This is a genomic window from Deltaproteobacteria bacterium (assembly GCA_029210625.1).
In the GTDB taxonomy this organism is placed as follows: Bacteria; Myxococcota; Myxococcia; order SLRQ01; family SLRQ01; genus JARGFU01.
On record JARGFU010000006.1, the window covers coordinates 228,152 to 249,519 of the forward strand.

The 21,368-nt window shown below is 73.0% G+C and carries 15 protein-coding genes; 5 read left to right on the forward strand and 10 right to left on the reverse strand.

Annotated elements, in window-relative coordinates:
• Positions 1-49: 49 nt before the first annotated feature.
• From P1V51_07830 to P1V51_07845, 4 genes are all read left to right on the forward strand, one after another.
• A complete protein-coding gene (locus tag P1V51_07830; protein MDF1562938.1) occupies positions 50-1,390 on the forward strand; it encodes a hypothetical protein in 1,341 nt (446 codons plus the stop codon).
• A 15-nt stretch (positions 1,391-1,405) separates the two neighbouring features.
• Positions 1,406-2,095, forward strand: coding sequence for a hypothetical protein (locus P1V51_07835; GenBank protein ID MDF1562939.1), 690 nt, complete (start codon positions 1,406-1,408; stop codon positions 2,093-2,095).
• 11 nt (positions 2,096-2,106) lie between these two features.
• Complete coding sequence (locus tag P1V51_07840; GenBank protein MDF1562940.1) at positions 2,107-3,606, forward strand: hypothetical protein; 1,500 nt, start codon at positions 2,107-2,109, stop codon at positions 3,604-3,606.
• Between the two features lie 181 nt (positions 3,607-3,787).
• Positions 3,788-4,828 carry a hypothetical protein gene (locus P1V51_07845; GenBank protein ID MDF1562941.1) on the forward strand — a complete coding sequence of 347 codons (1,041 nt, stop codon included), beginning with the start codon at positions 3,788-3,790 and terminating at the stop codon, positions 4,826-4,828.
• 54 nt (positions 4,829-4,882) lie between these two features.
• Here the strand turns inward: P1V51_07845 and P1V51_07850 are convergent, their stop codons facing one another.
• The 8 genes from P1V51_07850 to P1V51_07885 all read right to left on the reverse strand — a co-directional run bounded on the left by P1V51_07850 (position 4,883) and on the right by P1V51_07885 (position 16,257).
• Positions 4,883-8,233 carry an AsmA family protein gene (locus tag P1V51_07850; GenBank protein ID MDF1562942.1) on the reverse strand — a complete coding sequence of 1,117 codons (3,351 nt, stop codon included), beginning with the start codon at positions 8,231-8,233 and terminating at the stop codon, positions 4,883-4,885.
• Positions 8,230-8,703, reverse strand: a complete 474-nt coding sequence (locus P1V51_07855) for a hypothetical protein (GenBank protein MDF1562943.1) — start codon at positions 8,701-8,703, stop codon at positions 8,230-8,232. The genes P1V51_07850 and P1V51_07855 overlap by 4 nt, the downstream gene beginning before the upstream one ends.
• 9 nt (positions 8,704-8,712) lie before the next feature.
• The gene (gene cglD, locus P1V51_07860) at positions 8,713-11,895 is read right to left on the reverse strand and encodes an adventurous gliding motility lipoprotein CglD (GenBank protein MDF1562944.1); all 3,183 of its coding nucleotides are present in this window, start codon (positions 11,893-11,895) and stop codon (positions 8,713-8,715) included.
• Between the two features lie 49 nt (positions 11,896-11,944).
• Positions 11,945-13,642 carry a glycosyltransferase family 39 protein gene (locus tag P1V51_07865; protein MDF1562945.1) on the reverse strand — a complete coding sequence of 566 codons (1,698 nt, stop codon included), beginning with the start codon at positions 13,640-13,642 and terminating at the stop codon, positions 11,945-11,947.
• The gene (locus P1V51_07870) at positions 13,639-14,589 is read right to left on the reverse strand and encodes a hypothetical protein (GenBank protein MDF1562946.1); all 951 of its coding nucleotides are present in this window, start codon (positions 14,587-14,589) and stop codon (positions 13,639-13,641) included. The genes P1V51_07865 and P1V51_07870 overlap by 4 nt, the downstream gene beginning before the upstream one ends.
• 28 nt (positions 14,590-14,617) lie before the next feature.
• Positions 14,618-15,166, reverse strand: a complete 549-nt coding sequence (locus tag P1V51_07875) for a hypothetical protein (protein MDF1562947.1) — start codon at positions 15,164-15,166, stop codon at positions 14,618-14,620.
• Complete coding sequence (locus tag P1V51_07880; protein MDF1562948.1) at positions 15,163-15,960, reverse strand: CarD family transcriptional regulator; 798 nt, start codon at positions 15,958-15,960, stop codon at positions 15,163-15,165. The genes P1V51_07875 and P1V51_07880 overlap by 4 nt, the downstream gene beginning before the upstream one ends.
• Positions 15,961-16,065: 105 nt before the next feature.
• The gene (locus P1V51_07885; protein MDF1562949.1) at positions 16,066-16,257 is read right to left on the reverse strand and encodes a hypothetical protein; all 192 of its coding nucleotides are present in this window, start codon (positions 16,255-16,257) and stop codon (positions 16,066-16,068) included.
• Between the two features lie 109 nt (positions 16,258-16,366).
• Between P1V51_07885 and P1V51_07890 the strand changes: the two genes are divergently transcribed.
• Positions 16,367-16,687, forward strand: a complete 321-nt coding sequence (locus tag P1V51_07890) for a hypothetical protein (GenBank protein MDF1562950.1) — start codon at positions 16,367-16,369, stop codon at positions 16,685-16,687.
• Between the two features lie 17 nt (positions 16,688-16,704).
• On the opposite strand, the gene P1V51_07895 is transcribed toward P1V51_07890, so the two are convergent.
• Positions 16,705-18,831, reverse strand: a complete 2,127-nt coding sequence (locus P1V51_07895; protein ID MDF1562951.1) for a response regulator — start codon at positions 18,829-18,831, stop codon at positions 16,705-16,707.
• A 5-nt stretch (positions 18,832-18,836) separates the two neighbouring features.
• Entirely contained in the window at positions 18,837-21,329 is a 2,493-nt protein-coding gene (gene sppA / locus P1V51_07900; GenBank protein ID MDF1562952.1) for a signal peptide peptidase SppA, read from the reverse strand.
• Between the last annotated feature and the right edge of the window lie 39 nt (positions 21,330-21,368).

Below are 21,368 nucleotides of genomic sequence, written 5' to 3' on the forward strand. Positions count from 1 at the left end.
ATTCCTTCGCCTCTTACGATCCTGGGAGGGAAGTGCCGTTTTGAGCCTCTTGCGAAGTAGCTGGAAGAATGCCCTCGCCCTCGCCCTCGGGCTCCTGATCGGTGCCGGGGCCGGCGCCTGCACCAACCCCTCGGTCGACCCCCCGGATGGTGGGGACACCATCTTCGAGAGCTGCTCGGTGGACAGCGAGTGCAACCCGAGCGGCGGGTCGGCCTTCCGCTGCCACCGTGAGCTGCGGCGCTGCGTCTGCATCTCGGACGCCTCCTGCCCGGCGAACCTCTTCTGCAACGCCTTCACCGGCGCCTGCGTGGCCGAGGTCCCCGGCTGCACCTCGGACGGCCAGTGCGCGCCGAGCCAGTACTGCGACGTGGGCAACCGCACCTGCCGCGATCGCCGCAGCTACTGCGAGCAGTGCACCCAGGACGCGCAGTGCGGCTCCAGCGCCGATCGCTGCATCCGGGACGACCAGCTCGGCCGCTCCTTCTGCGGCAAGGCCTGCACCACCGACGCCGACTGCGACGACCAGTCGACCTGCCAGGACAAGGCCGGCGGCAAGAGCTGCTGGCCCACCAACGCCAACTGCGACTCCCTGGCGGGCTGCAACCCCGACTCCGGCCAGGCCTGCGCCGCCGACGCCGACTGCACCGACGGCACGGACCAGGTCTGCGACCAGGTACAGCAGCTCTGTGTGGCCCGCGTGCCCACCTGCCCCTTCGGCCAGGTCTGCGATCGCGACAGCGTCACCTGCACCGCCGCCTGCACCACCGACGACGAGTGCAACCTCGACCCCGACTGCGAGGGCACCCTCTGCCGCTGCACCAACAACCAGTGCACCCCGATCGCCCTGTGCCGGGACAACAGCGACTGCGAGGCCGGGAAGGTCTGCGTCATCGAGCCGGCTCAGTCCGACGGTGAGTGCGGCACCGCCTGCGAGATCGACACCGACTGTCCCCAGGGCTCGGTCTGCACCGACCTGGGCAGCCGCAAGGCCTGCATGACGGGCTGCACCAGCAGCGCCGACTGCACCCTCGCCCAGAACTGCTCCGCCGGCCGCTGCGTCACGGGCTGCCAGGTGGACGACGTCTGCGACCTCTGTCAGCGCTGCGCCCCGATCAACCCGCAGGTGAACGAGTGCCGGGGCGTCGGCTCGGTCTACTGCCAGACCTGCGCGGCCCCCGCCGACGGCTGCCAGCCCGCCACCGGCACCCAGTACTGCTGTGACATGGACTCGAGCGCGGGCATCGCCGGCTACCTGGGGCAGGATTGCTCGACCACCGCCTGCCCGCGGGGCTTCGAGTGTTACGCCATCTCTGACATCTTCGGCACGGTCCTGGCGCAGAACTGCTTCCCCTTCGATCCCAGCGTCTGCTCGCAGCCCACCTGCAACTAGAGACACCCTCCCACGATGCTGCGCACCCTCTCCCTCGGCGGTCTGCTCCTCCTCGCTCTCCTGACCGCCTGCCCCGGGGGTGGTGACGAGCCCTTCGACGGAGGCACCCTCGGCGCCGGCGGCGAGTGCACGGTGCAGGACGACTGCTTCGGCTGCGGGGTCTGCCGGCTGCCCTACGACGAGGTCTGCCTCGAGGGGCAGTGCTGGCTCTCGGGTCCTCCGGACCGGCACGGCGACCCCATGGTGGGCAGCTACCTGGTCATCGCCACCTTCCCCGACGAGCTGGACCGCAACCGCATCCTGAGCGGCGCGATCCGGATCCTCGACAAGCGCAAGGCGAACGGAGAGACGCTCACCTGCGCCGAGCTGATGGCCGATCCCATCGCCACCGACGCCGATCCCCTGATCAACCGAGTCCGCACCCTCGAGCCCCGGCTGCAGATCCCGGCCACCGCCGACCAGTCGGCCATGGGCGTGACCGCCGGCCTCGGCGAGGATCGCCTGATCTTCGTGCGCATCCACGAGGAGACGAACGGCGTCGGCACCCTCCTCTCCCTGGGCTGCGTCGAGGGCGTGGACATCGTGCTGGGCGCCGAGTGCACCGACAACGCCGGCTGCGAGCGGCCGAGGATCTGCGAGCTGGCCGGGGCCGACACGGGCTACTGCGGCCCCATCTCGGTGGAAGTGCCGCTCTCGATGCCGTAGGCTCACGGGCAGTGGTTCTCGCTCGCTTCCTGCTGCCGATCTTCCTGGGCGGGGCGCTGGCTCTGCCCGCGCTCCCGGCCCGAGCCGGTGATCCGCTGGACGACCGCGACGGCACCGAGAGCTGGGACACCTTCGCTGGCGCCGCCCGGCGCCGGGAGGCCGCCGAGCGCCGCCGCAAGGCCATCCTCGAGCGGGTGCTGCAGGAGTGGGAGTCGCGGCGGGACGCCTGGCAGGCCGAGCGGATGGACCTGCGCAACGAGCAGTACCTCCAGTCGGAGATCCGCTCGATGCAGTCCCTCGGGATGCGGGTGAACGGCATCGACATCATCCAGGAGCGCCCCCGGCCGCGGCCGGAGCGGGCGGCGAGGCCCCCGGCTCCCCGGGAGGCCGCGCCGGACGCCTCGGGCGGTGAGGAGGCGATCCCCGCCTGGATGCAGGAGGAGGCGGCCCGCCTCGAGGCGGACACCCTCGCCGGCGCCGCCCGGGAGGAGGAGCGGCGCGCCGCCGGGGCGCGGGAGAGCGACGCGCGCCGCCGGGCCGAGGCCGAGCGGGATCGGCGCGAGCGGGAGGCCGCCGAGCGCGCTCGCCAGGAGCAGGACGCCGCGGAGCGCGCCCGCCGGGAGCGCGAGAGCGCCGAGCAGGAGGCCGCCGAGCGCCAGCGCCGCGAGAACGAGCGCCGGGTGCGCCAGAAGGTCGAGACGGACCGGGCGGTCTGGGACTCGATCGACGAGGAGCGCGCAGGCCGCAGGGATCCGGCCGAGGTGGAGAGGGAGCGCCGGCGGGCCGAGAAGGAGGCTCGCAAGGAGGCGCGCCGCCGCGCGAAGGAGGAGAAGGCGCGCCAGCGCGAGGAGGAGCGCGCCGCGAAGCAGGCGGCGAAGGAGCGCGAGCGCCGGGAGCGCGAGGAGCTCGAGCGCCGGATGGAGGCCGAGAAGGAGGCCCGCAAGCTCGCCGAGCGGGAGGCCGAGGCCGAGCGCGAGCGGCTCGAGGCCGAGGCGAAGGCCCGGGAGCAGGCCGAGTTCGAGGAGCGCCGGCAGGCCGAGGCGGCCGAGGCGCGCCGCAAGGAGCGTGAGAAGGCCCGGGCGAAGGAAGACGCCGAGCGGGAGGCCCGCCTCGAGGCCGAGCGCCAGGCCGAGGAAGACGCCGCGCGGCGCGCCGCCGAGGCGAAGGTCGAGAAGAAGAGCGCCCGGGAGCTGGCGATCGAGGAGGCCCAGCGCGAGGCCGAGCGCGCAGCCGAGGCCTCCCGGCGGGCCCGCGAGGAGCGCCGCGCCCGCGAGGAGGAGGAGGAGCGCTCCGCCGCGGCCAAGGCCCTGGCCGCCGAGCGGGAGCGCCTGCGGGAGATGGTGCGCAGCACCGACGGCCTCGACGACGCCGAGAAGGTCGAGGAGTTCCAGCCCAGTGACGAGGACGAGGACAAGAAGCGCAAGAAGAAGAAGAAGGAGAAGAAGCGCGAGGCCTACGTCGATCCGGATCTGGCGAAGGAGTTCGAGAGCCTCTCGGACGACGACTTCTAGGCGAGGGGACCCGATCACTTTTGGCGGAGATCGGGGCCGATCTGTCAAGGCGCCAGAAAGGCGTCATGTGGGGTCCCCTCCAAGAAAACTGAATGAATCCAGGTGATTGGATCTTTCTGGCGGGACCTCGGGCGGAATGTCAGAGGAAGCTGCCATACTGTACGCACATTCAGGTGCATCCATGAGCCATCCCGCCCGACACGATCACGAAGACGCCTACCGTCCCGGACTCATCCTGGCCCCCGGCCACGGCTGCCTCTCCAGCGAGGGCCGCTGGGTCCTCTCGCGCCCCGGGCCCATCTCCTGCGTGCGCAGCGATGCGCCGAGGGGCGCCGCGCCCCTGCCGATGGAGATGGCCGCCATGGTCGACGCCGCCCTCGACGCCGCGCCCCTGCCGCCGCGCTGGGTGGTGGTGGGCGCCGACGGCGATCCCCTCCTGACCGGAGGAGGCTGGGGCGAGGCCATGCTCGCGGCCGCGGTCCACGTGGTCGAGCGGGGCGTCGGCCTCTGGGTGGCCACCCGGGGGGCGCCGAGCCAGGGCGCCTGGGCGACCCTGCTGGAGCACGCCGCCGGGGCGGGGGGTGCGCGCCTCGAGCTCGGCCTCTTCTCCCTCGATCCCTCCCTGGCCTCGCTCTACGAGCCCGGCGCCCCCTCGCCGGCCGATCGCCTCGCCGCCGCGCGCCGCCTCGCCGGGGTGGGCGTGACCCTCTCCGCCCGGGTCAGCCCGCTCCTCCCCTGGATCTGCGACACCCCCGAGGTGCTCGAGGAGGTCACGGCCCACCTCGCGAAGATCGGGATCGATCAGGTCCACACCTCCTACCTCCACCTCGACGCCGGGGGTCAGGGCCGCCTCGGCCGGCTCCCGCCGGCCCACCGGGCGCTGCTGCGGGGCCTGCTGCGGGAGAGCCCGCACCGCGAGGGGGAGGCCTGGCTCCTGCCCGCCGGCCTTCGGGCCGAGGGGTACCGCCGTTTCCACCGGGCGGCTGCCCGCCACGGCGTCACCGTGCGGGTCTGCCGCAGCGCCAACCCCGATCTCGAGGGCGCCACCCGCTGCTTCGCCACCGAGCCCGAGCAGCGCGCCAGCGCCGCGCCGTCCTCCTTGCGCCCGAGCCGTCCCGCGCCGCGCCCGGCCTCCTCGCCGGTGGTCCGCGAGCGGCGCGCCCTGCGCCCCGACGAGGACGCCGAGGACGCCGCGCCGGGAACCCAGCTCAAGCTGCTCTGAGCGACTCGAGGGGGCGCCGCGCGCCCCCGCCCCGCCCGCTACTCGGCCGCGAGGCTAGAAGCCCAGGAGCTTCTTGGCCTTCTGGGCGGCCTCTTTCTTCTTCTTCTCGGCCTCTTCCTTCAGCTTCTTCTCGGCCTCGGCCTTGCGGGCCCGGGCCTCGGCCTCGAGCTTCGCGGCCTTCGCCTTGGCGTCGGCCTCCGCCTTCTCCCGGGCCTGCTGGGCGCGCTGGCGGGCGGCCTCGGCCTGTTGCCGGGCCTCCTCCTGGGCGGCCCGCTTGCGGGCGTCCAGCTCGGCCTTCGCGTCGCGCGCCTTGTCGTCGAGGCCCGGCGCGGCCGCCCCGAGGGCCGCGGCGCCAGCGCCGAGCGCCACCTTCTTCAGGAGCGGTCCGACCTCGACCCCGGTGATCTTCGGCCGGTCCCAGGTGCCGCCGATCTTCAGGGGCACCGGCACCGCCTCGGTGACGACCTGACGGCCGACCGCCCGGTTCACGATCTCGGGATCGATGAGCGCGGTCCCTCGCAGGTCGACCTCGTTCTTCAGACTCCCGCCTCCCTCCAGCTCCATCGCCCCGAAGCGGGTGGGGGAGCGCAGCTTCTTCTGCAGGGTGAACTTGCCGGCGTCGAAGGCCAGGGCCGTCTTCACCTCGCGCAGGATCGTCCCGCCCGAGCCGCCGGTGGAGAGGGCGAGGGGCTTCGCCTTGCCGAGGCCCGCCTTCGCCATCCCGGCCAGCAGTGGCGCCGAGACCGCCCCCAGCACGTCGAGGGAGGTGAGCTCCAGGCTGGTGGTCTCCAGCCCCACCAGGCCCGTCGCGCTGCGGCCGAGGTCGGCGGCCGAGAGCCCGCGGCCCTTCAGCTTCACGTCCTGGTCGGTGACGCCGCGGACGCTGCCGGCGAGCTTGCCGCGGCCGGCCAGGGCCTGCCCCAGGTCCACGTCGTCGACCTTCAGGGCCAGGGTGTAGCCGGTGTGCTCGGCGGGCAGATCGAAGGTGGTCCCGCCGGCCGAGATGCGGCCGCCCCAGAGCTCGAAGTCCAGCGCCTCGAAGGTGACCACGCCCCGGCGCACGCTCAGGCGGCCCACGAAGCGCTTCATCTCCATCCCCTGGAAGCGGGCCCGCTCGGCCGAGAGGGCGCACTGGCCGTTGACCGTCGAGAGCAGCCCCCGGGTCTCGGCGTCCAGGCCGTGGGGGTTCTCGCCGGCCGTCGCCGGGGTCGCCGCCTCGGCCGGGGCCTCCTCCTCCTCACCGAGGAGCTCGTCCACGTCGAGGTAGCTGCTCTTCAGGTCGCAGCGGAAGTCCGGAGCCTCGGGGTTGGTGAGGCCCAGGGTGCCCTGCATCCGGCTGTGCCCCCAGATCAGGCTCGCCAGCGTGAAGTCCAGCCGCATCGTCTTCGGGAGGTCCGGCTGGCCGTCGAGGCGCAGGCTGCCCTCCAGCCGTCCGCCCGGAGGCAGGGCCGCCGCGCCGGGCACCGAGCGGCGCAGGTCGTCGAAGGCGAGCGCCAGCTCCGAGAGCTGGATCTGGTAGGTGGGCGACGGCCCCGAGAGCCCGCTCACCTTGCCGCTGCCGCGGATCCGGGAGCGGCCGATGGTCGCGCTGAGCTTCTCCAGGTCGGCCTGCTCCTCCTGCTGCCGGGCCTGGAGGACGAGCTCCAGGGGCTGCCCGGCGGGCTTGTCGAGCAGCACCTCGCCCGCCTCGTCCCGGCTGCGCAGCGCGAGGCCGTCCAGGGAGGCGTTCAGGGAGAGGGCGGTGCTCGTCTCCCCCGGCGCGGCGTCGGCCACGATCCGGCCGCTGCCCTTCACGCCGAGCTCGGGCAGATCGAGATCCAGCTCCTTCAAGGTCAGCTCCACGTGGGCCTTCTGCCGGGCGCCCACCGCGTCGGCCTGCACCGTCAGCTCGAAGCCGCCGGCGACCTTGCGCCCGCCGGCGAGCCCCTCGGCCACCGGGGGCAGGAGCTCGCGCAGGGAGGCCAGGCTCACCGGGCCGGTGGAGAGGGCGGCGCTCATCGGCGCCCCGGGGGTGGTGCCCAGCTCGAGGCTCCCCTTCATCCGGGCCTCGTCCACGGCCAGGCGCAGATCGGGGATCTTCAGCCGCTCACCCTCGAGCTTGCCCGCGAGGGAGAGGTGGAGGGGGCGGCCCGCCCGCTTGTGGAAGACCTCGCCGTAGCCCACCGTGGCCGCGTCGAGGTCGACCCGCACGCCGACCGTCTTGCCGTCGGCCTCGATGGCGGCGGAGACCGGTCCGGCGAGCTCGAGCTCGGGGGGGAGCAGGCCGGCGCCCGCGGGCAGGACGGCCAGCAGGGGCTCCAGGGCGGCGAGCTTCAGGGAGAGGTCGGAGCGCTCCAGGGCGGCGGGGGAGAGCCCGTGGGCCACGAGCCCGCCGCGGGCCTCCAGGCCGCCGCCGGAGATCTCCAGCCGGCGGAGCTCGTAGCGCGGCGCCTCCAGATCGGCCGCGAGGTCGAAGCCCAGGGTCAGATCGAGGGGCGCGCCCCGGGCCGCGCCTTGCTTCAGCCGCAGCGCGGCGAGCTTCAGCTCGCCCTCCAGCGAGGCGCGCTTCAGCCCCGCGCTCGCCGCCACGCCCAGGCGCACCTCCAGGGTGCCCTCGGCCGGCGCCAGGCTGTCCGCCGGGAGGAGGCCGCCCCAGGGGCCGAGGGCCAGGGGCCCCGCCCGCAGATCCACCGAGAGCTCGGGGAGGGGATCGAAGGAGAGGTCCCGGCGCAGCTCGGAGAGGCGCAGGTCGACCGACACCGGCGCGCGGCTCTCGCCGTCCACCAGGGTGGCGCGCAGGGCCGCCTCGATGGGGGCGCCGAGCTGGATGTTGGAGAGCTCCAGCGAGGTCTGCTCGACGGCGAGGGGGCGGCCGAGCATCGCGTCGTCGATCCTCACCTCGAGGTTCCGCAGCGCGAGGTGGGTGAGCCGCGCCCCCTCCAGGAAGGAGAGGTCGGTGGGACCCTCCTCCCCGGCGGCGGACGGCGGCGCCTCGGCCTCGGCGGCGGCCAGACGATCGAGGATGTCCTGGAAGTCCCAGCGGCCCCCGGCGTCGCGGGCGGCCCGCAGGGTCACGTCGTCGATCTCGATCGCCTGCACCTCGAGCTCGGAGCCGAAGGAGGTCAGCGCCCGCCACAGCCCGATGCGGACCACCACCTTGCCCACCGAGAGCTGGGGCTCGCTCGCGCCCTCCGGGCCGCCGAGGGTCACGCCGCGCACCTCGGCGGAGAGGGTGGGGAGGACCGAGCCCACGATGGCGCCGACCTCGAGCTTGCGGCCGAGGGTCTCGGAGACCTCGCCGGCCAGCGCGTCCTTTCGCTCGGCGATGATCCGCTCGGGCTCGAGGAGGAAGAGCGCGGCCACGGCGGCGCCGGTCAGGAGGAGCAGGACCCCTCCGAGGATCACGAGGATCTTCTTCATCATCATCCCTCCCGCGTTCGCAGGGGATCGGGGGCCAGCTTCGGCTCGAGCAGATCCACCACCCGCACCAGGTCCGAGCGGGTGATGGACTGCTGGCTGTGCTCGCGGACGGCGAGGAGCAGCTCGGTGAGCCACTGCCAGATCAGGAGGAGCGCCGCGTGGGCCTGCGCGTGGTCATCGTCCTCGCGCCAGCGCTCGTTGCGCATGGTCTCGTCGATGGCCTCGAACTCGCGCTCCATCTCCCAGCGCACCAGCTGGAGGGCGCGGCGCCAGAGGGCCGGCGTCGGTGGGCGGGGCTCCTCGTAGAGCGGCGCGAAGCGCTGGCCGGCCGCCTCGCTCTCCCAGTCGGTCACCGGCGGCGGCCAGGTCTTCAGCTCCTCGAGGATGTGGCGCACCACCTCCTCGAGCACCTTCTCCTTGATGGGGATCGGCTTGAGCTCGTAGAGCCACTCGTAGGGCTTGATGACCCGGCCCATGGCGCGTCCCTAGGGGATCTCGTTGGGCACGCAGGCGCAGCGCGAGGCGTTGCAGGTCTCGTTGGCACCGCAGACGCCGTTGCAGTCCGCCGGGCAGACGCAGGCGCAGGCCGCCATGTCGAACTGATAGGTGCCGCCGCAGTCGAACTGCAGGGGATCGCAGACGCAGTCGCAGGCCGCCGCGTCGAAGGTGGTCCCGGAGCCGCAGCTCATGTTGGGGCTGCACTCACAGCCGCAGGTGCCGACGTTGCAGCTCTCGTTGCCCGAGCAGGTGCCGCCGCAGTCGCCCGGGCAGGTCCACTGGCAGGCGATGGGATCGCAGGTGAAGCCGGCGCCCGGGGAGGCCACGCCGCAGTCGGGCGGGCACTCGCAGAGGTCGGTCACCGGGTTGCAGACCAGGGGCGAGACGCACTGGCCGCCGCAGGGCTGCTGGCCGTCGGGCAGGGGCGAGCGGTCGGACCAGTAGCGGTAGCTCACCGCCAGATCCAGATCGACGCCGTCGGGACGGTAGGCGCCATAGAGCTGCACCGAGCGCGAGTTGCCGTCGTAGTCGAAGCCGTCGATCCGCGAGCGGGGCACGGTGACCACGCTGCCGTTGGCCTTCTCCAGGGCGACCTTGAGGGTGGCGGAGATCGGCGCCTCGGAGAGGGTGTAGGGGCTGGTCGCGCCGCCGGCGGCGGTGATGATCGCCGAGACCGTCGGGCCGATGTTGGCCAGCTCCTGGATGTGGGAGAGCACCCCGCCCAGGGACGTGATCACGCGCTCGTAGGAGTCGCTCTGGTTGCCGCAGTTGGTCTGGCTGAAGCCCGGTCGGCAGAGCAGGCCGTTCACCAGGGTCGCCCGGCCCTGGAAGAAGCTGATGAAGTTGTTCTCGGCGGTGGTGGTCACGCCGGTGCTCTGCTCGTCCTCGTCCGAGAGGATCACGACGACCAGGCGCGCGTTCGAGCGGATCTGCGAGGCGTGGGTGCCGAGCATGAAGTCCTGGGCGCTCTCCAGGCCGCGCTCGTTCGCGTTGCCGCCGGTGCCCGGCGTGGTCCGGCTCTGGAAGGTGGCCAGGTTCGTGGTGAAGCCCGCGAAGGAGCTCGTCGTGTAGTAGTCGGTGTAGATGACGCCGATCCGCCAGTCGAGGGTGCTGTTCTGCAGCTGGTTGACGGTCGCCGCGGCGGCGTCGGAGAGGGCCGCCTGCTCCTGGCTCATCGAGCAGGAGTTGTCGATGACGTAGAGGAAGTCGACCGGCTGCGGTGGCACGGTGAGGAAGGTGTCGCACTGCACGTCGATGACGTCGCCGATCTGCGCCACCGGCGAGCCGTTGGCCAGGTCGTCCCGCGCGATGCGGGTGGCCTCGGTGGCCGCGGCGGTGCGGGCGAAGGACATCACGTAGACCGACCGGTTGGCCGAGCGGCGCGCCAGCTCGAAGCTCACGTTGTAGGGGCCGGTGACGCCGGCGTTGGTGCCCCAGAGGCCGGAGAGGCCGCCGCGCACCGCCTGGGCCCAGCCGTCCATCGCTCCCCAGGCGTCGCCGCCGGCGCCCCAGGAGAGGGTGCCCCGGATGGCCGGGTAGCCATCCCAGGTGGTGAAGGGCTGGGAGATCACGTTGGACTCGCCGCCGGTGCCGGCGAAGGCCTGGCGGGCGGCGGTGAGATCGGCGTTCACGTCGGCGCCCGCGGGGGCGCGGGAGAGGACCACCGCGCCGATCTGCTGGGCGGGATCCCAGACCATCAGGCCGACGTCGTCGCCGCCGGCGGTGAGGGTGCGGGTGGAGGTGTAGGCGGTGAGGGTGGCGAGGTTCAGGTCACCGGTGACCGCGAAGTGCTGGAGCACCGGCACCAGGTTCTGGGTGGCGCAGGCCGCCGCGATCGTCGGGCTGACGTCGCCGCCGTTGTTGGGGTCGAGCTCGGCGGGCAGGCCGCCGGCGGCCGGATCCACGCGGCCGTTGCCGTTGCGGTCCTCGGCGCCGTCCATCACGCCGTCGCCGTCGGAGTCCGGGTTCAGGGGGTTGGTCGTCGTGCCGGGATCGGCGTCGGGCACGAAGTTGGTGCAGCGGGCCGGATCGGTGTTCACCGTCGCCCCCGACTCGAGGCCGTCGGAGAGGCCGTCACCGTCGGTGTCGAAGTTCGTCGGGTCGGTCTCGCCGGGGTCCACCTGTCCGTTGTGGTTGGCGTCCTCCTGGCCGTCGAGGAGGCCGTCGCAGTCGGTGTCGGCGTGGAGGGCGGAGGTCTCGCCCAGGTTCACCTGCCCGTTCTGGTTGAGGTCCTCCTGGCCGTCGAGGAGGCCGTCGCCGTCGGTGTCGGGGTTGCCCGGATCGGTGCCGGTGACGTTCAGCTCGGTGGTGTCGCTGATGCCGTCGCCGTCGGAGTCGGTGTCGGGGACGAGGGGGTTGCTCTCGCCGGGGTCGACCCGGCCGTTGGCGTTGCGGTCCTCCTGGCCATCGGTGAGGCCGTCCCCGTCGGTGTCGGCCACCGTCGGGTTCATCTCGCCGACATCGACGCTGCAGTTGCCGTTGGTGTCCTCGATGCCGTCGGGGACCCCGTCGCCGTCGGTGTCGCGCACCGTCGGGTCGGTCTCGCCGGGATCGACCACGCCGGTGCCGTTGCGGTCCTCGCAGCCGTCGGAGAGGGTGTCGCCGTCGCTGTCGGAGTTGCGCGGGTCGGTCTCGGTGGCGTCACGCCGGCCGTTCCAGTTGCGGTCCTCGAGGCCGTCGGAGAGGCCGTCGCCGTCCGAGTCGGGGTCGAGGGGATCGGTGGTGGTCGCCGGGTCCTCGTCCGGGGTGAAGTAGCCCGCGCACTCGGGGTCGGGGGTGCTGGTGCGGCCGAGCTCGACGCCGTCGGCGATCCCGTCGCCGTCGGTGTCCCAGTCGTTGGGATCGGTCTGGGCGCCGCCGCCGTAGGTGCGCGAGAACTCCTCGGCGTCGGTGAGGCCGTCGCAGTCGGTGTCCTTGGTGTCGTTCTGAGGATCGTTGATGTTCGGCGGCGGGCGCACCGGCCGGATCGGACCGCCGTCGCTGCCGCCGTCCCCGCCCCCGTCGCCGACGCCGCCGTCGCTGCCGCCGCCGTCGCTCGTGGCGTCGGCGCCGCCCCCGTCACCGGAGTCGGCGGTGTCGCAGCCCGAGCAGCCCGGCAGGAGGGCCAGGCAGAGCACGAGGGTCACGGAGAGATCGATCAGGGACTTCAGCGGGCGATCCAGCGTACGCATCCCGACAGGCTACCAGGCGGGGTGCCCGGCCCGGTAGAGATCCGGGACCTTACCGTCTCTCGGCGCCGGGGCGCTGATAGACGACCAGGAGGGGCACCCCCGCCGTCTCCAGGCCGGCGACCGGGCGGGTCGTGCCGTACTCGGACCAGATCTCGAACTCGCGATCCCGGAACTCGGCGTGCACCTGGTAGATGGCCAGGTTCGAGCCGGCCACGTCGTGGGCGAAGCGCAGATCGCTGCGCAGGAGGCCCGCCTCCCGGTACCAGCGGTAGCTCTCGTGGCGGACCTCGTGGAAGTAGATCCGGGCCCCCGGCGGCGCGTGCTCGTTCACCCAGGGCAGGAGGCCGCGCACGGCGTGGCTCCAGAAGTGCCGCTGCATCCCCAGGCCGGCCGCGCCGGGCGCCCCTCCGGCGACCTCGTTGTAGGCCTGGGTGCCGACCGGGTGAAAGTGCGCGGTGGCCAGGGCCCCCGGGAGGAGGACCGCGCCGGCGACGAAGGCCAGGCGCAGGTAGCGGCGCAGGGGTGGGGCGCCGGCGGGCAGGGCGCCCTTCACGAGGGTCTCGATGGCCTCGCCGCCCAGGAGGAAGAGGAAGGGCATGGCGTGCATCCAGTGCTTCACCCCCCCGAAGATCGGCACCGAGGGCAGGCCGATGAGGACCATCGGGAAGAGCGCGAGGAGCAGGAGGAGCAGATCGCTCGAGCGCCGCCGCGACGCGGCCTCGCGCTCGGCCTCGTCCGCCTGCTGGGCCCCGGCGCCGCGGAGGCGCTGCACCACCGGCGTGATCCTGCGGGCGAGGAGCGCGGCCAGGCCGGCCCCCGAGGCGAGCAGCAGGGAGAGCGGCACGGTGAGCCCGGTGAGCACGAAGGGATAGAGGAGGGGGAAGGGGGGCTCGCGCAGCACCTCGCCCAGGTAGGCCCAGGGGTAGTGCTCGTGGTGGGCGTGGAAGCCGAGGTACCAGCCGAAGCGCTCGAAGGGGTGGTGCCAGAGGAAGGGCCAGGAGAGGTAGAGGAAGAGCGGCCCGATCAGGGCGAAGCCGAAGAAGGACCTCGGCAGCCCCTGCCAGCGGGCCTGCCAGCCCCCCGAGCGCCACCAGGCCGGGCCCTGATCCCAGAGCCAGTGGAGCACCAGCAGGGGGGGCAGGAAGTAGGCGTTGTGCTTCACCGCGATGGCCAGGCCGAAGGCCAGGCCCGCGAGCACCCCCCTGCGCCAGGAGCGCGGCGCCTCCTGGGCCCAGCGGTAGACGAAGACCGTGAGCAGCCAGGTGGTGGTGGCCGGGGCGTCGAAGCAGGCGAGGTTGTAGTGGAAGAACTGGCGGGGGACGACCAGCATCGCCAGGGCGGCGAAGAGGCCGGCGAAGGTGCTGCGCTCGCGCCGGCCGAAGAGGAAGGTCAGGGCGACGAGCAGGCCGGCGAAGAAGAAGGCCGGGACGCGGAAGCCCGTCAGGTGATCCGCGACGCCCAGCCCCTCGGTGAGCCAGCGGTGGGAGAGCCCGAAGAGGATCTTGGGCAGCGCCGGGTGCTCCCGGTTGATCTGGAAGTGGCGGACCAGCGCCTCGTCGCCGAAGGCCGAGAGGCCCTCGCGCCAGAGCGTGTCCAGCCAGTCGGCGTGACGCTTTCCGGCGTCGAAGTAGACGCTCTCGTCCCGGGGGATGCCGACCGTCTGGCTGCTCTGGAGCAGCACCCCCACCGTGCCCAGGAGGAGGGCGAGGGCCACGAGCTGGGGCCACCAGCGCTTCAGGAGGCTCACGGCGCGGCCTCCACCGCCGGGGCCGCCGCGGACGGGAAGGCCATCAGCTCCAGGCAGAGATGGCGGCCGCCGTCGTTGGGGGTGGTGATCTCGAGGACGGTCGGCGGGGGAGGATCGAGGGGGGGCGCGGCGCCGGCGGCGTCGGGGAAGCTCGCCCGCTGCCAGCCGGGCCGCGGCTCGACGGTGAGCTCACCGAGCCGGGTCTCTCCCCGCCGCAGCTCGAGCTGCACCGGCGCGGCGTCGCGCACCAGCCCCATCGAGCCGACGATCCCCGCCCGCAGCTCCAGGCGGTGATCCCGGGGCAGATCGGAGATCTCGATCCGCAGGGGCCGGCCCGTGGCCGGGTGAGCCATCACGCAGCGCCTCGGCAGGTAGTCGATCTCCCGGGTCTGCGCCCCCACCCAGAGCCAGGCGGGCCCCGGGCACTTGAAGCGGGCGCTCTGGTTGGTCCGGGGCAGCCAGCGGCAGGCGTGCCCGCCGAGGGTCACCCGGGTCGAGGCGATCGCGTCGGTCAGTCGCCAGGCCGGCCGGGGGCCACGCGGGGTGAAGCGCAGCAGCCGGGTCCGGGCGAGGCTCTGATCGACGCTCGGCGGGCCGAAGCGGCGGGCGAGGGTCCCGAGGGCCTCGTCGACCTCACCCCCGGCGAGGGTGGGGAAGGCCAGCACCCAGAGGCGCCCGGGCAGCTCGAGGTCGAGGTCGTCGGCGGGCAGGGAGAGCACCGGCAGCTCCTCGGGCAGCGGGCGCCGGGCCGCCTCGGCCCAGGGGGGGACCAGGAGGAGGGCGTCCCCGGGCGCGAGCGCGTCCTTCATCAGGGTGGCCGCGCTGCGAGCCTCGTCCTCGCTCGGGGCGGTGTGGGGCGAGAGCCACCAGAAGGCGGCGGCGGCCAGGGAGACGACGACGAGGAGGTTCAGCGAGAGCTTCGCCTGCAGCCTCGATCCGTCGCCCATCGTGGATCCGCCTCGCCCCGGGGCCGCGTCAGCTGCGCGCCTGCTGCAGGAGGACCTCGGACTTCCCGCGGCAGAACTCGCAGAGGTTGGCGTCGGTGTCGGAGACCTCCTCGGCCCAGGGGATCGCCATGGCGCAGTGGTGGTCGAGGCAGCGCCGCAGGCCCCAGAGGAAGCCCATGTGCTGCACGGCGAGCCGGCCGAGGCGGTCGCCGTAGGAGAGCCAGGCCTCGTCGTCCTCGGAGGTGTTCTCGGGCGGGGCCGGTACGCCGGAGGCGGTGACCACCGCGCAGCCGCTGCGGGGGGTGGAGAAGCCACCCGAGGGGGCCGTCCCGAGGGGCCCCTCGGGGAGGAGCAGCTCGGCGCGGGTCAGGTAGAGCACCCGGTCATCGGTGTAGCTGTCGAAGGGGGTCGGCGCCACGAGCAGGGCGTGGGCGTCGAAGGCGCCCTTCTTCCGGGGCACGGGATCCTTCAGCTGCCCGGCGTGCTCGCAGCCGACGCCGAAGGCCAGGTAGAGGCGGGAGCGGACCTGCGAGACGGTGGGCTCGACGAAGGGGTCGAGGGTGACGAGGTGGATCATCGCTTCCCGCCCTTCTTGGCGGCCTTCTTGGTCGTCTTCTTGGCGGTCTTCTTCGTCGCCTTCTTGGTGGCCTTCTTCGCCGCGGTCTTCTTCGCCGTCTTCTTGGCGGTCTTCTTCGTCGCGGCCTTCTTCGTCGCCTTCTTCGCGGTCTTCTTGGACGCCGTCTTCGCGGCGGCCTTCTCGGGGGTCTTCTTCTTGCTCGCCTTCTTGGCGGCCTTCTTCGGGGTGGCGGCCACCGCGGCCAACAGCCGCTCGAGCTCGTCGAAGTCGTTGGCCACGAGGTCGTCGGGATCCCGGAAGGCGCGGCCTTCGGGGGGGAGGAGCGCGAGGTCGAGCTGATCCTCGACCGCCACCGGCGGCAGGGAGAGGACGTGGCCGAGCTCCTCGATGAGGAGGCGGCGCACCTGGTCGTAGCCGTCGCGCTCGCGGGCGGGGAGGGGGCGGATCTGCGAGACCCAGAAGAGCTCCCGGAGCATCTCGGCCAGCCCGAAGAGGCTGCCCTCGGCGAGCACCTGCTGGTGGCGGCGCTGCCGGGTCTTCCAGTTCATGTCGGGGTCGTCGTCCGAGTCCCGCAGGTGGTGGAGGGCGGCGATGGCCTGCTCCTCGGTGGCGATCGGCCGGATGCCGACCGCGCTGGCCCTGGCCTCGGGGACCCGCACCGTCGCCTGGTCGTAGATGCGCCGGAGGCGCACGAAGCTGGTGCGAATGCCGCCGATCTCGAGGGCCTCGATGCCCTCGACCTCGCAGATTCCCTGGCTCGGGTAGACGACCCTGGTGCCTTCTTTCAGTTCCAAAGGAAAACCCCCATCGACTGGACTCTCGCAGATGCCCATAGCATCTGCCGGAGGGTCAAGTCAGTGGGGGTTGCCCGAAGTTCGGGGTTCGCGCAGGTCCGCGCTTCAGGCGTCCCGGGCCAGCAGGCCCTGCAGAATCGTGTGCAGCCTTGCGTCCACCTGGGCCTCGATGCGGGACTCGACCTCCTGGAGGGGAGGGGCCAGCTGCGGCTCGGCGCGGGCGTCGGGGGTGACGAAGAGGGCGGCGGCGATGGTGGCGGCCACGGTCAGGATGGAGACGGTGAGGGCGCGGGTCATCGTGTTTTCCCTTGGGCTACGAGGTGGGGAGGTGTCGTCCGATGGGGGCGACTTACCCACACCGTGCCACAAGGTAGGCGGCCGTCAATTTTCTGGTACCGTCTTCCCCATGAAGGCACGACGCGTCCTCCTCCCCGCCCTCCTCCTGCTCGGGATCGTCTCGAGCGCCACCTCCTGCCAGAAGGGCTGCACCCCCCAGGCGGTGCAGGAGGACGTCGAGAAGACGACCACCGCGGCCTCCCGGACCGGGATCTCCGTGGAGCTCAAGCACATCCGCAGCCAGATCGAGATGCACCGGCGGATGAACGGGGGCGAGAACCCCCCCTCGCTCCAGGCCATCGAGACCCTCACCCGCCTGAAGTACGCGGACGAGTACAGCTACGACCCGACGACCGGGGTCGTGACCTCGCAGAGCCACCCCGAGCTCTAGGCCCGGGGGGGGCGGGACTACTTGCCGCGGAGACGGCCGAGGAGCCCGCCGCCCTTGCCCTTCTCCTGGCGGCGCGCGAGGACCCGCAGCTGCTGCTGGGCGCCGCCGTGGTTCGCCTCGATCGAGAGCACCCGCTTGAAGTGCGAGGTGGCCTCGTCGTCGTTGCCGGCCTTCAGGGCGATGAGCCCGAGGAAGAAGTAGCCCTCGGCCAGGCGGGGGAGCTCCTGGAGGGCCTTCTCGATCTGCGCCCGGGACTCGGCGGCGACGGCGTCGCCCTCGGTGAGGAAGCGGGCGTAGGCCCGGTAGACGTAGAACTCGGCCTGGGAGTGGTCGAGCTCGATGGCCTGCTGGAGGAGGGGCAGGGCCTTGGGGGCCTTCCCGGCCTTCACCAGGATCGCGGCCTTCTCGAAGAGCTCCTGGGCCTTGAGGATCTGCCCCACGTCGGTCGGCAGGCCGCGGGCCTTGCGATCGAGGTAGACGTCGTACTCGGCCCGGCGCTCCTTGTCGGCCAGGTTCTCCTTGGCCGCGCCAATGCGGGCGAAGATCTCCTCGAGCTTGGGCGCGGCGGCGCCGAGGTTGAAGCCGGCGAAGCGGTCGGTGTGCCACTGCCGGGCCAGCTCGAGGTAGGCCTGCTGGATGGTCTCGTCCCGGGCGTTGTGGGGGACGCCGAGCACCTCGTAGTGGGACTGCTCGGCCATCGCCTTGTGCATCCGGGCGATCTCGGCGCGGGCCTGCTGATCCTCCGGGGAGAAGACCTGTCCGGCGTCGAGGTCGACCTGGACCGGGGCGGCCGCGGCGGGAGGCGCCGCGGGCGCGGGCGCGGGGGTGGCGGGCCCCCCCATGGTCGGCGGCGTGATCGAGGGAGGCGGCGCGGCGGGCGGGGGCCGCTGCAGGGGCGGCGCGCCCGGCGCGCCGGGAGGCCGGACCCCGGGGGCACCCCGAGCCGGACCCGCCGGAGCCGAGGGGGGCGGCGCGGCCTCCGCGGGGGCGGCCGAGTCCTGAGCGGTCTTCGAGAGGCGCAGCAGCCCGGTGCCCACCAGCGCGAAGAGGAGGGGCAGGTCCTCGTCGGGGACCTGATCCATCAGGATGCCCAGGGTGATCGTGCCCGCGATCTGCGGGGTGACCCGCTCGCCGGGGGCGACCTGCCGCAGGGTGTAGGACTCGCGATCCAGCAGGGGCGTGCGCACGAGGTAGGCGGCCTGCCGCTGGCCCAGGAAGCTCTTCAGGGTCTCGGTCGGGTAGAAGCGCCGGACGCCCTCGAGGATCGCCTTGAGGGGGTGGATCCGGTGGTCGGGGGTCGCGGCCGCCCCGTGGGGATCGACCACGAAGCTGGCCTCGCCGTCGGCCCAGCCCATGGCGGCGGTCGCCACCTCCTCGACCTGCATGGCCAGGGCCCGGTCCAGCTCACCCTGGCCCAGGACCTTCTTCTTGAGCAGGGCGTCGGCCAGGGGCAGCTTCTTCTTCTGAGCGAGCTCCACCGCCTTGCGGAAGGCCTCCTCCTCGATGGTCCCGTTCGCCACCTGCATCATCCCCACGTTCTCCTTCGCGAGGTTGCTGGAGGCGTGGCGGATCTGGCCGTGGTGGAAAGTGATGCGCCGGCGGGCCTTGCCCCTCACCAGCTCGAGGTGACCCGAGGCCCGCTGCTCGTAGAGGCGCAGGTAGATCCGGTAGGCAGGATCCTGGGCCAGCAGGGACTGGAAGTCGGTGGCCTCCGGCGTCTGCACCACGGCCCGGTGCGGCGCCCGCCGCTTCTGCTCGGCGGCCTGGCCGGGGACGGGGATGCCCAGGCGCTGGGCGACCTTGGTCTGGAAGGCCTTGTTGTCGAAGGGCTTCCCCAGGAAGTCGCACTGGAACTTCTGCCAGAGCTCGCGGCCGGTGCTCGCCTGCTTCAGGACGCCGCTGACCGCCAGCATCCCCAGCTTCGGGCCGGTGGAGGAGCGGATCTGGGCGGCCAGCTTCATGCCGTCGCTGCCCGGGAGGAAGAGGTCGAGGATCACCAGATCCGGCACGAACTCCTCCACCAGCTTCATGACCTGGGCGGCCTCGAGGCAGGTCTGCACCTCGAAGCCCATCTGCTGGCAGAGCTGGCTCATCGCCTCGGCGACGGGCTCCTCGTCGTCGATGACCAGGACCTTCTTCGACATGGTGACTATCGGACCTCCACCCAGACGGGAGAGAGCGCCAGCGCCCGGCCGCTCCCCAGCAGCTCGAGTACCGGCAAGAGAGCTTTCACCTTCGCGGAAAGGTTCTCGGGGAGCAAGGTGAGGGGCCCTCCCTCGCCCCCGAAGGGGCGCAGCTGCGGGCCGGCCAGGCCGCGGAAGTCCAGCTCCACCACCTCGCCGGGATCGATGCCCGCCCGCTCCTTCGCGAGGGCGACCGCGCGCTCGAAGCCGCCGAGCTCGTCGACCAGCCCCCGCTCGTGGGCCTGCGCGCCGGTCCAGACCCGACCCTGACCCAGGGCATCGACCTCCTCCACCGAGAGGCGGCGGCCCTTGGCCACCCGGTCCAGGAAGAGGTCGTAGCCGGCCTTCACGAAGCGCTCCATCGAGGCCCGCTCGGACTCGCTCCAGCCGTGATCGAAGCCGAGGATCCGGGCGTTGGGGGCGCCGTCGAGGGAGGAGACCACCACCCCGAGCTCGGTGAAGAGCGCGGAGAGATCGACGTGGCCGGCGAAGATGCCGATGCTGCCGGTGAGGGTGGAGGGATCGGCGACGATCAGATCGGCGCCGGCGGCGGCGTAGTAGCCACCGCTGGCCGCCACGCTCCCCATGGAGGCGACCACCGGCTTCTCCTTGGCGGCGAGCTTCACCGCCCGCCACATCAGGTCGGAGGCGTGGGCGTCCCCGCCGCCGCTGTCGATCCGCAGCACGATGGCGGCGACCTCGGGGTCCCGGCGGGCGTCCTCCATCTGCCGGGCGAAGGTCCGGGCGCCGGTGACGCTGGCGGCGTCGTCGAAGAGGGAGGAGGGGGTCTCTCCGGGCACGATGGTCCCGCGGATCTCCACCACGGCGATGGCCGTCCGCGGGCCCCAGGGGTGGCCGGCGTGGCGGCGGGCGCCGTAGCGGTGGATGAGCCGGGTCCGGGCGCCGGCGGGCGCGCCCTCCTGCCGGGCGAGGGCCTGCTCGTCCAGCTCGTCGGGGTAGACCAGGGCGTCGATCAGCCCGGCCTCGAGGGCCGCGCGGGCGCCGAGGATCCCTTCGGCCAGGAGCGCGTCGAGCCGCTCGGCGCCGAGGTCCCGGGCCGCGCCGACCGCCTGCCGGTAGCGCGGGGAGAGATCGCCCAGCAGCGAGGTGCGCACCTCGGCCTCGGCCTCCGAGATGTCCTCCTCGAGGAAGGTGTCGGGGGCGTTCTTGTAGCGGCCGATGCGGGCGAACTCGGCCCGGATGCCCAGCTCGTCGAGGAGGCGCCGCAGGTAGATCGACGTCGAGGAGAGCCCGTTGACCAGGAAGACCGCCCCCGGCGCGGCGAGGATGCGGTCGGCGCCGGTTGCCAGGTAGTAGAGGGCGTCGTCGGCGGCCTCGAGGTAGAAGGTCGTCTTCTTGCCGCTCTGTCGCAGGCGGGCGAGCGCCGCGCGCAGCTCCTCCACCTCGGCCATCGAGAGGGAGGCGCCCCCGGCGGCGCGGATCAGCACCCCGGAGATCTCCCGATCGCGGCGGGCCTGATCGAGGAGGGCGAGGAGCTCCAGGAGGCGGTCCCGCCGGCTGCGACCGAAGAGGAGGCTGCCGCCGTCGGCGAGGAGGTCGTCGAGATCGAGCACGGCCATGCCGATCCCGCTGACGATCGAGGAGTGGCGGGCGGAGGAGATCCGGACGTCGAGGCTGCTGGTGAGGCCCTGCTCACCGGTGTCCAGGCGGCGGGAGACCGGCGAGCCGGTGACGGCGACGCCGAGGTGCGAGAGGTCGATCCGCAGGCCGACCTCGATGCGGTGGGCGCCCTCGCTGCCGTCGAGGCGGTGACTGCCGCCCGCGAGGAGCTCGAGGCCGTGGAGCGCGCGCAGGCGGGCGGTCCAGCCCACCTCTCCGCTGCTGGCGAAGATGCGATCGGTGCCGGACCAACTCCAGGAGGTGCCCAGGGTGAGGCGCCCGCGGAGCAGGGAGGTGCCCAGCCCGAAGGCGTAGGCCGGATCGATCGCCCGGCTCGCGAGGTCACGCACCGAGAAGCCGTAGGAGAGGTGCTCGTGGGGGCGGCCGCCCACCGCGAAGTCGTAGGCGAAGAGCCGGGCGCGGGCCGGATCGCGGGTGGCCAGCCCCCGGGCCGAGAGCCCCACCGAGAAGGCGCGGCCGCCGAAGGCCAGCGAGCCGCCCAGCCAGCGCTCGTCACCCCGGGGGACCATCCGATCGTCGGTCCAGCTCCCGTGGAGGGCCATCGCCAGGTTCCGCCGCGAGAGGCCGTAGGCGACCCGGACCGCGTCGCGGCTCTCGGGCGTGCCCGCGCCGTCGGTCTGGTACTGGATGCGCAGCTCGTGCCCGGTCTGGAAGAGGAGCGCCGCCGGGTTGAGGCCGAGGTCGCTCGTGCCCTCGGCCAGGGCCACGTCGGTGGCCGGCGGGCGCAGGCCCGGCGCCAGCACCTGGGCGCGCGCCGGGAGGGCTCCGGCGAGGAGGGCGAGGGTCAGGAGGAGGGGCAGGCGAGGTCGAGGCTTCATGTCCACCGTTCTTTATAGCCCTGGAGCGCCTGTAATAGG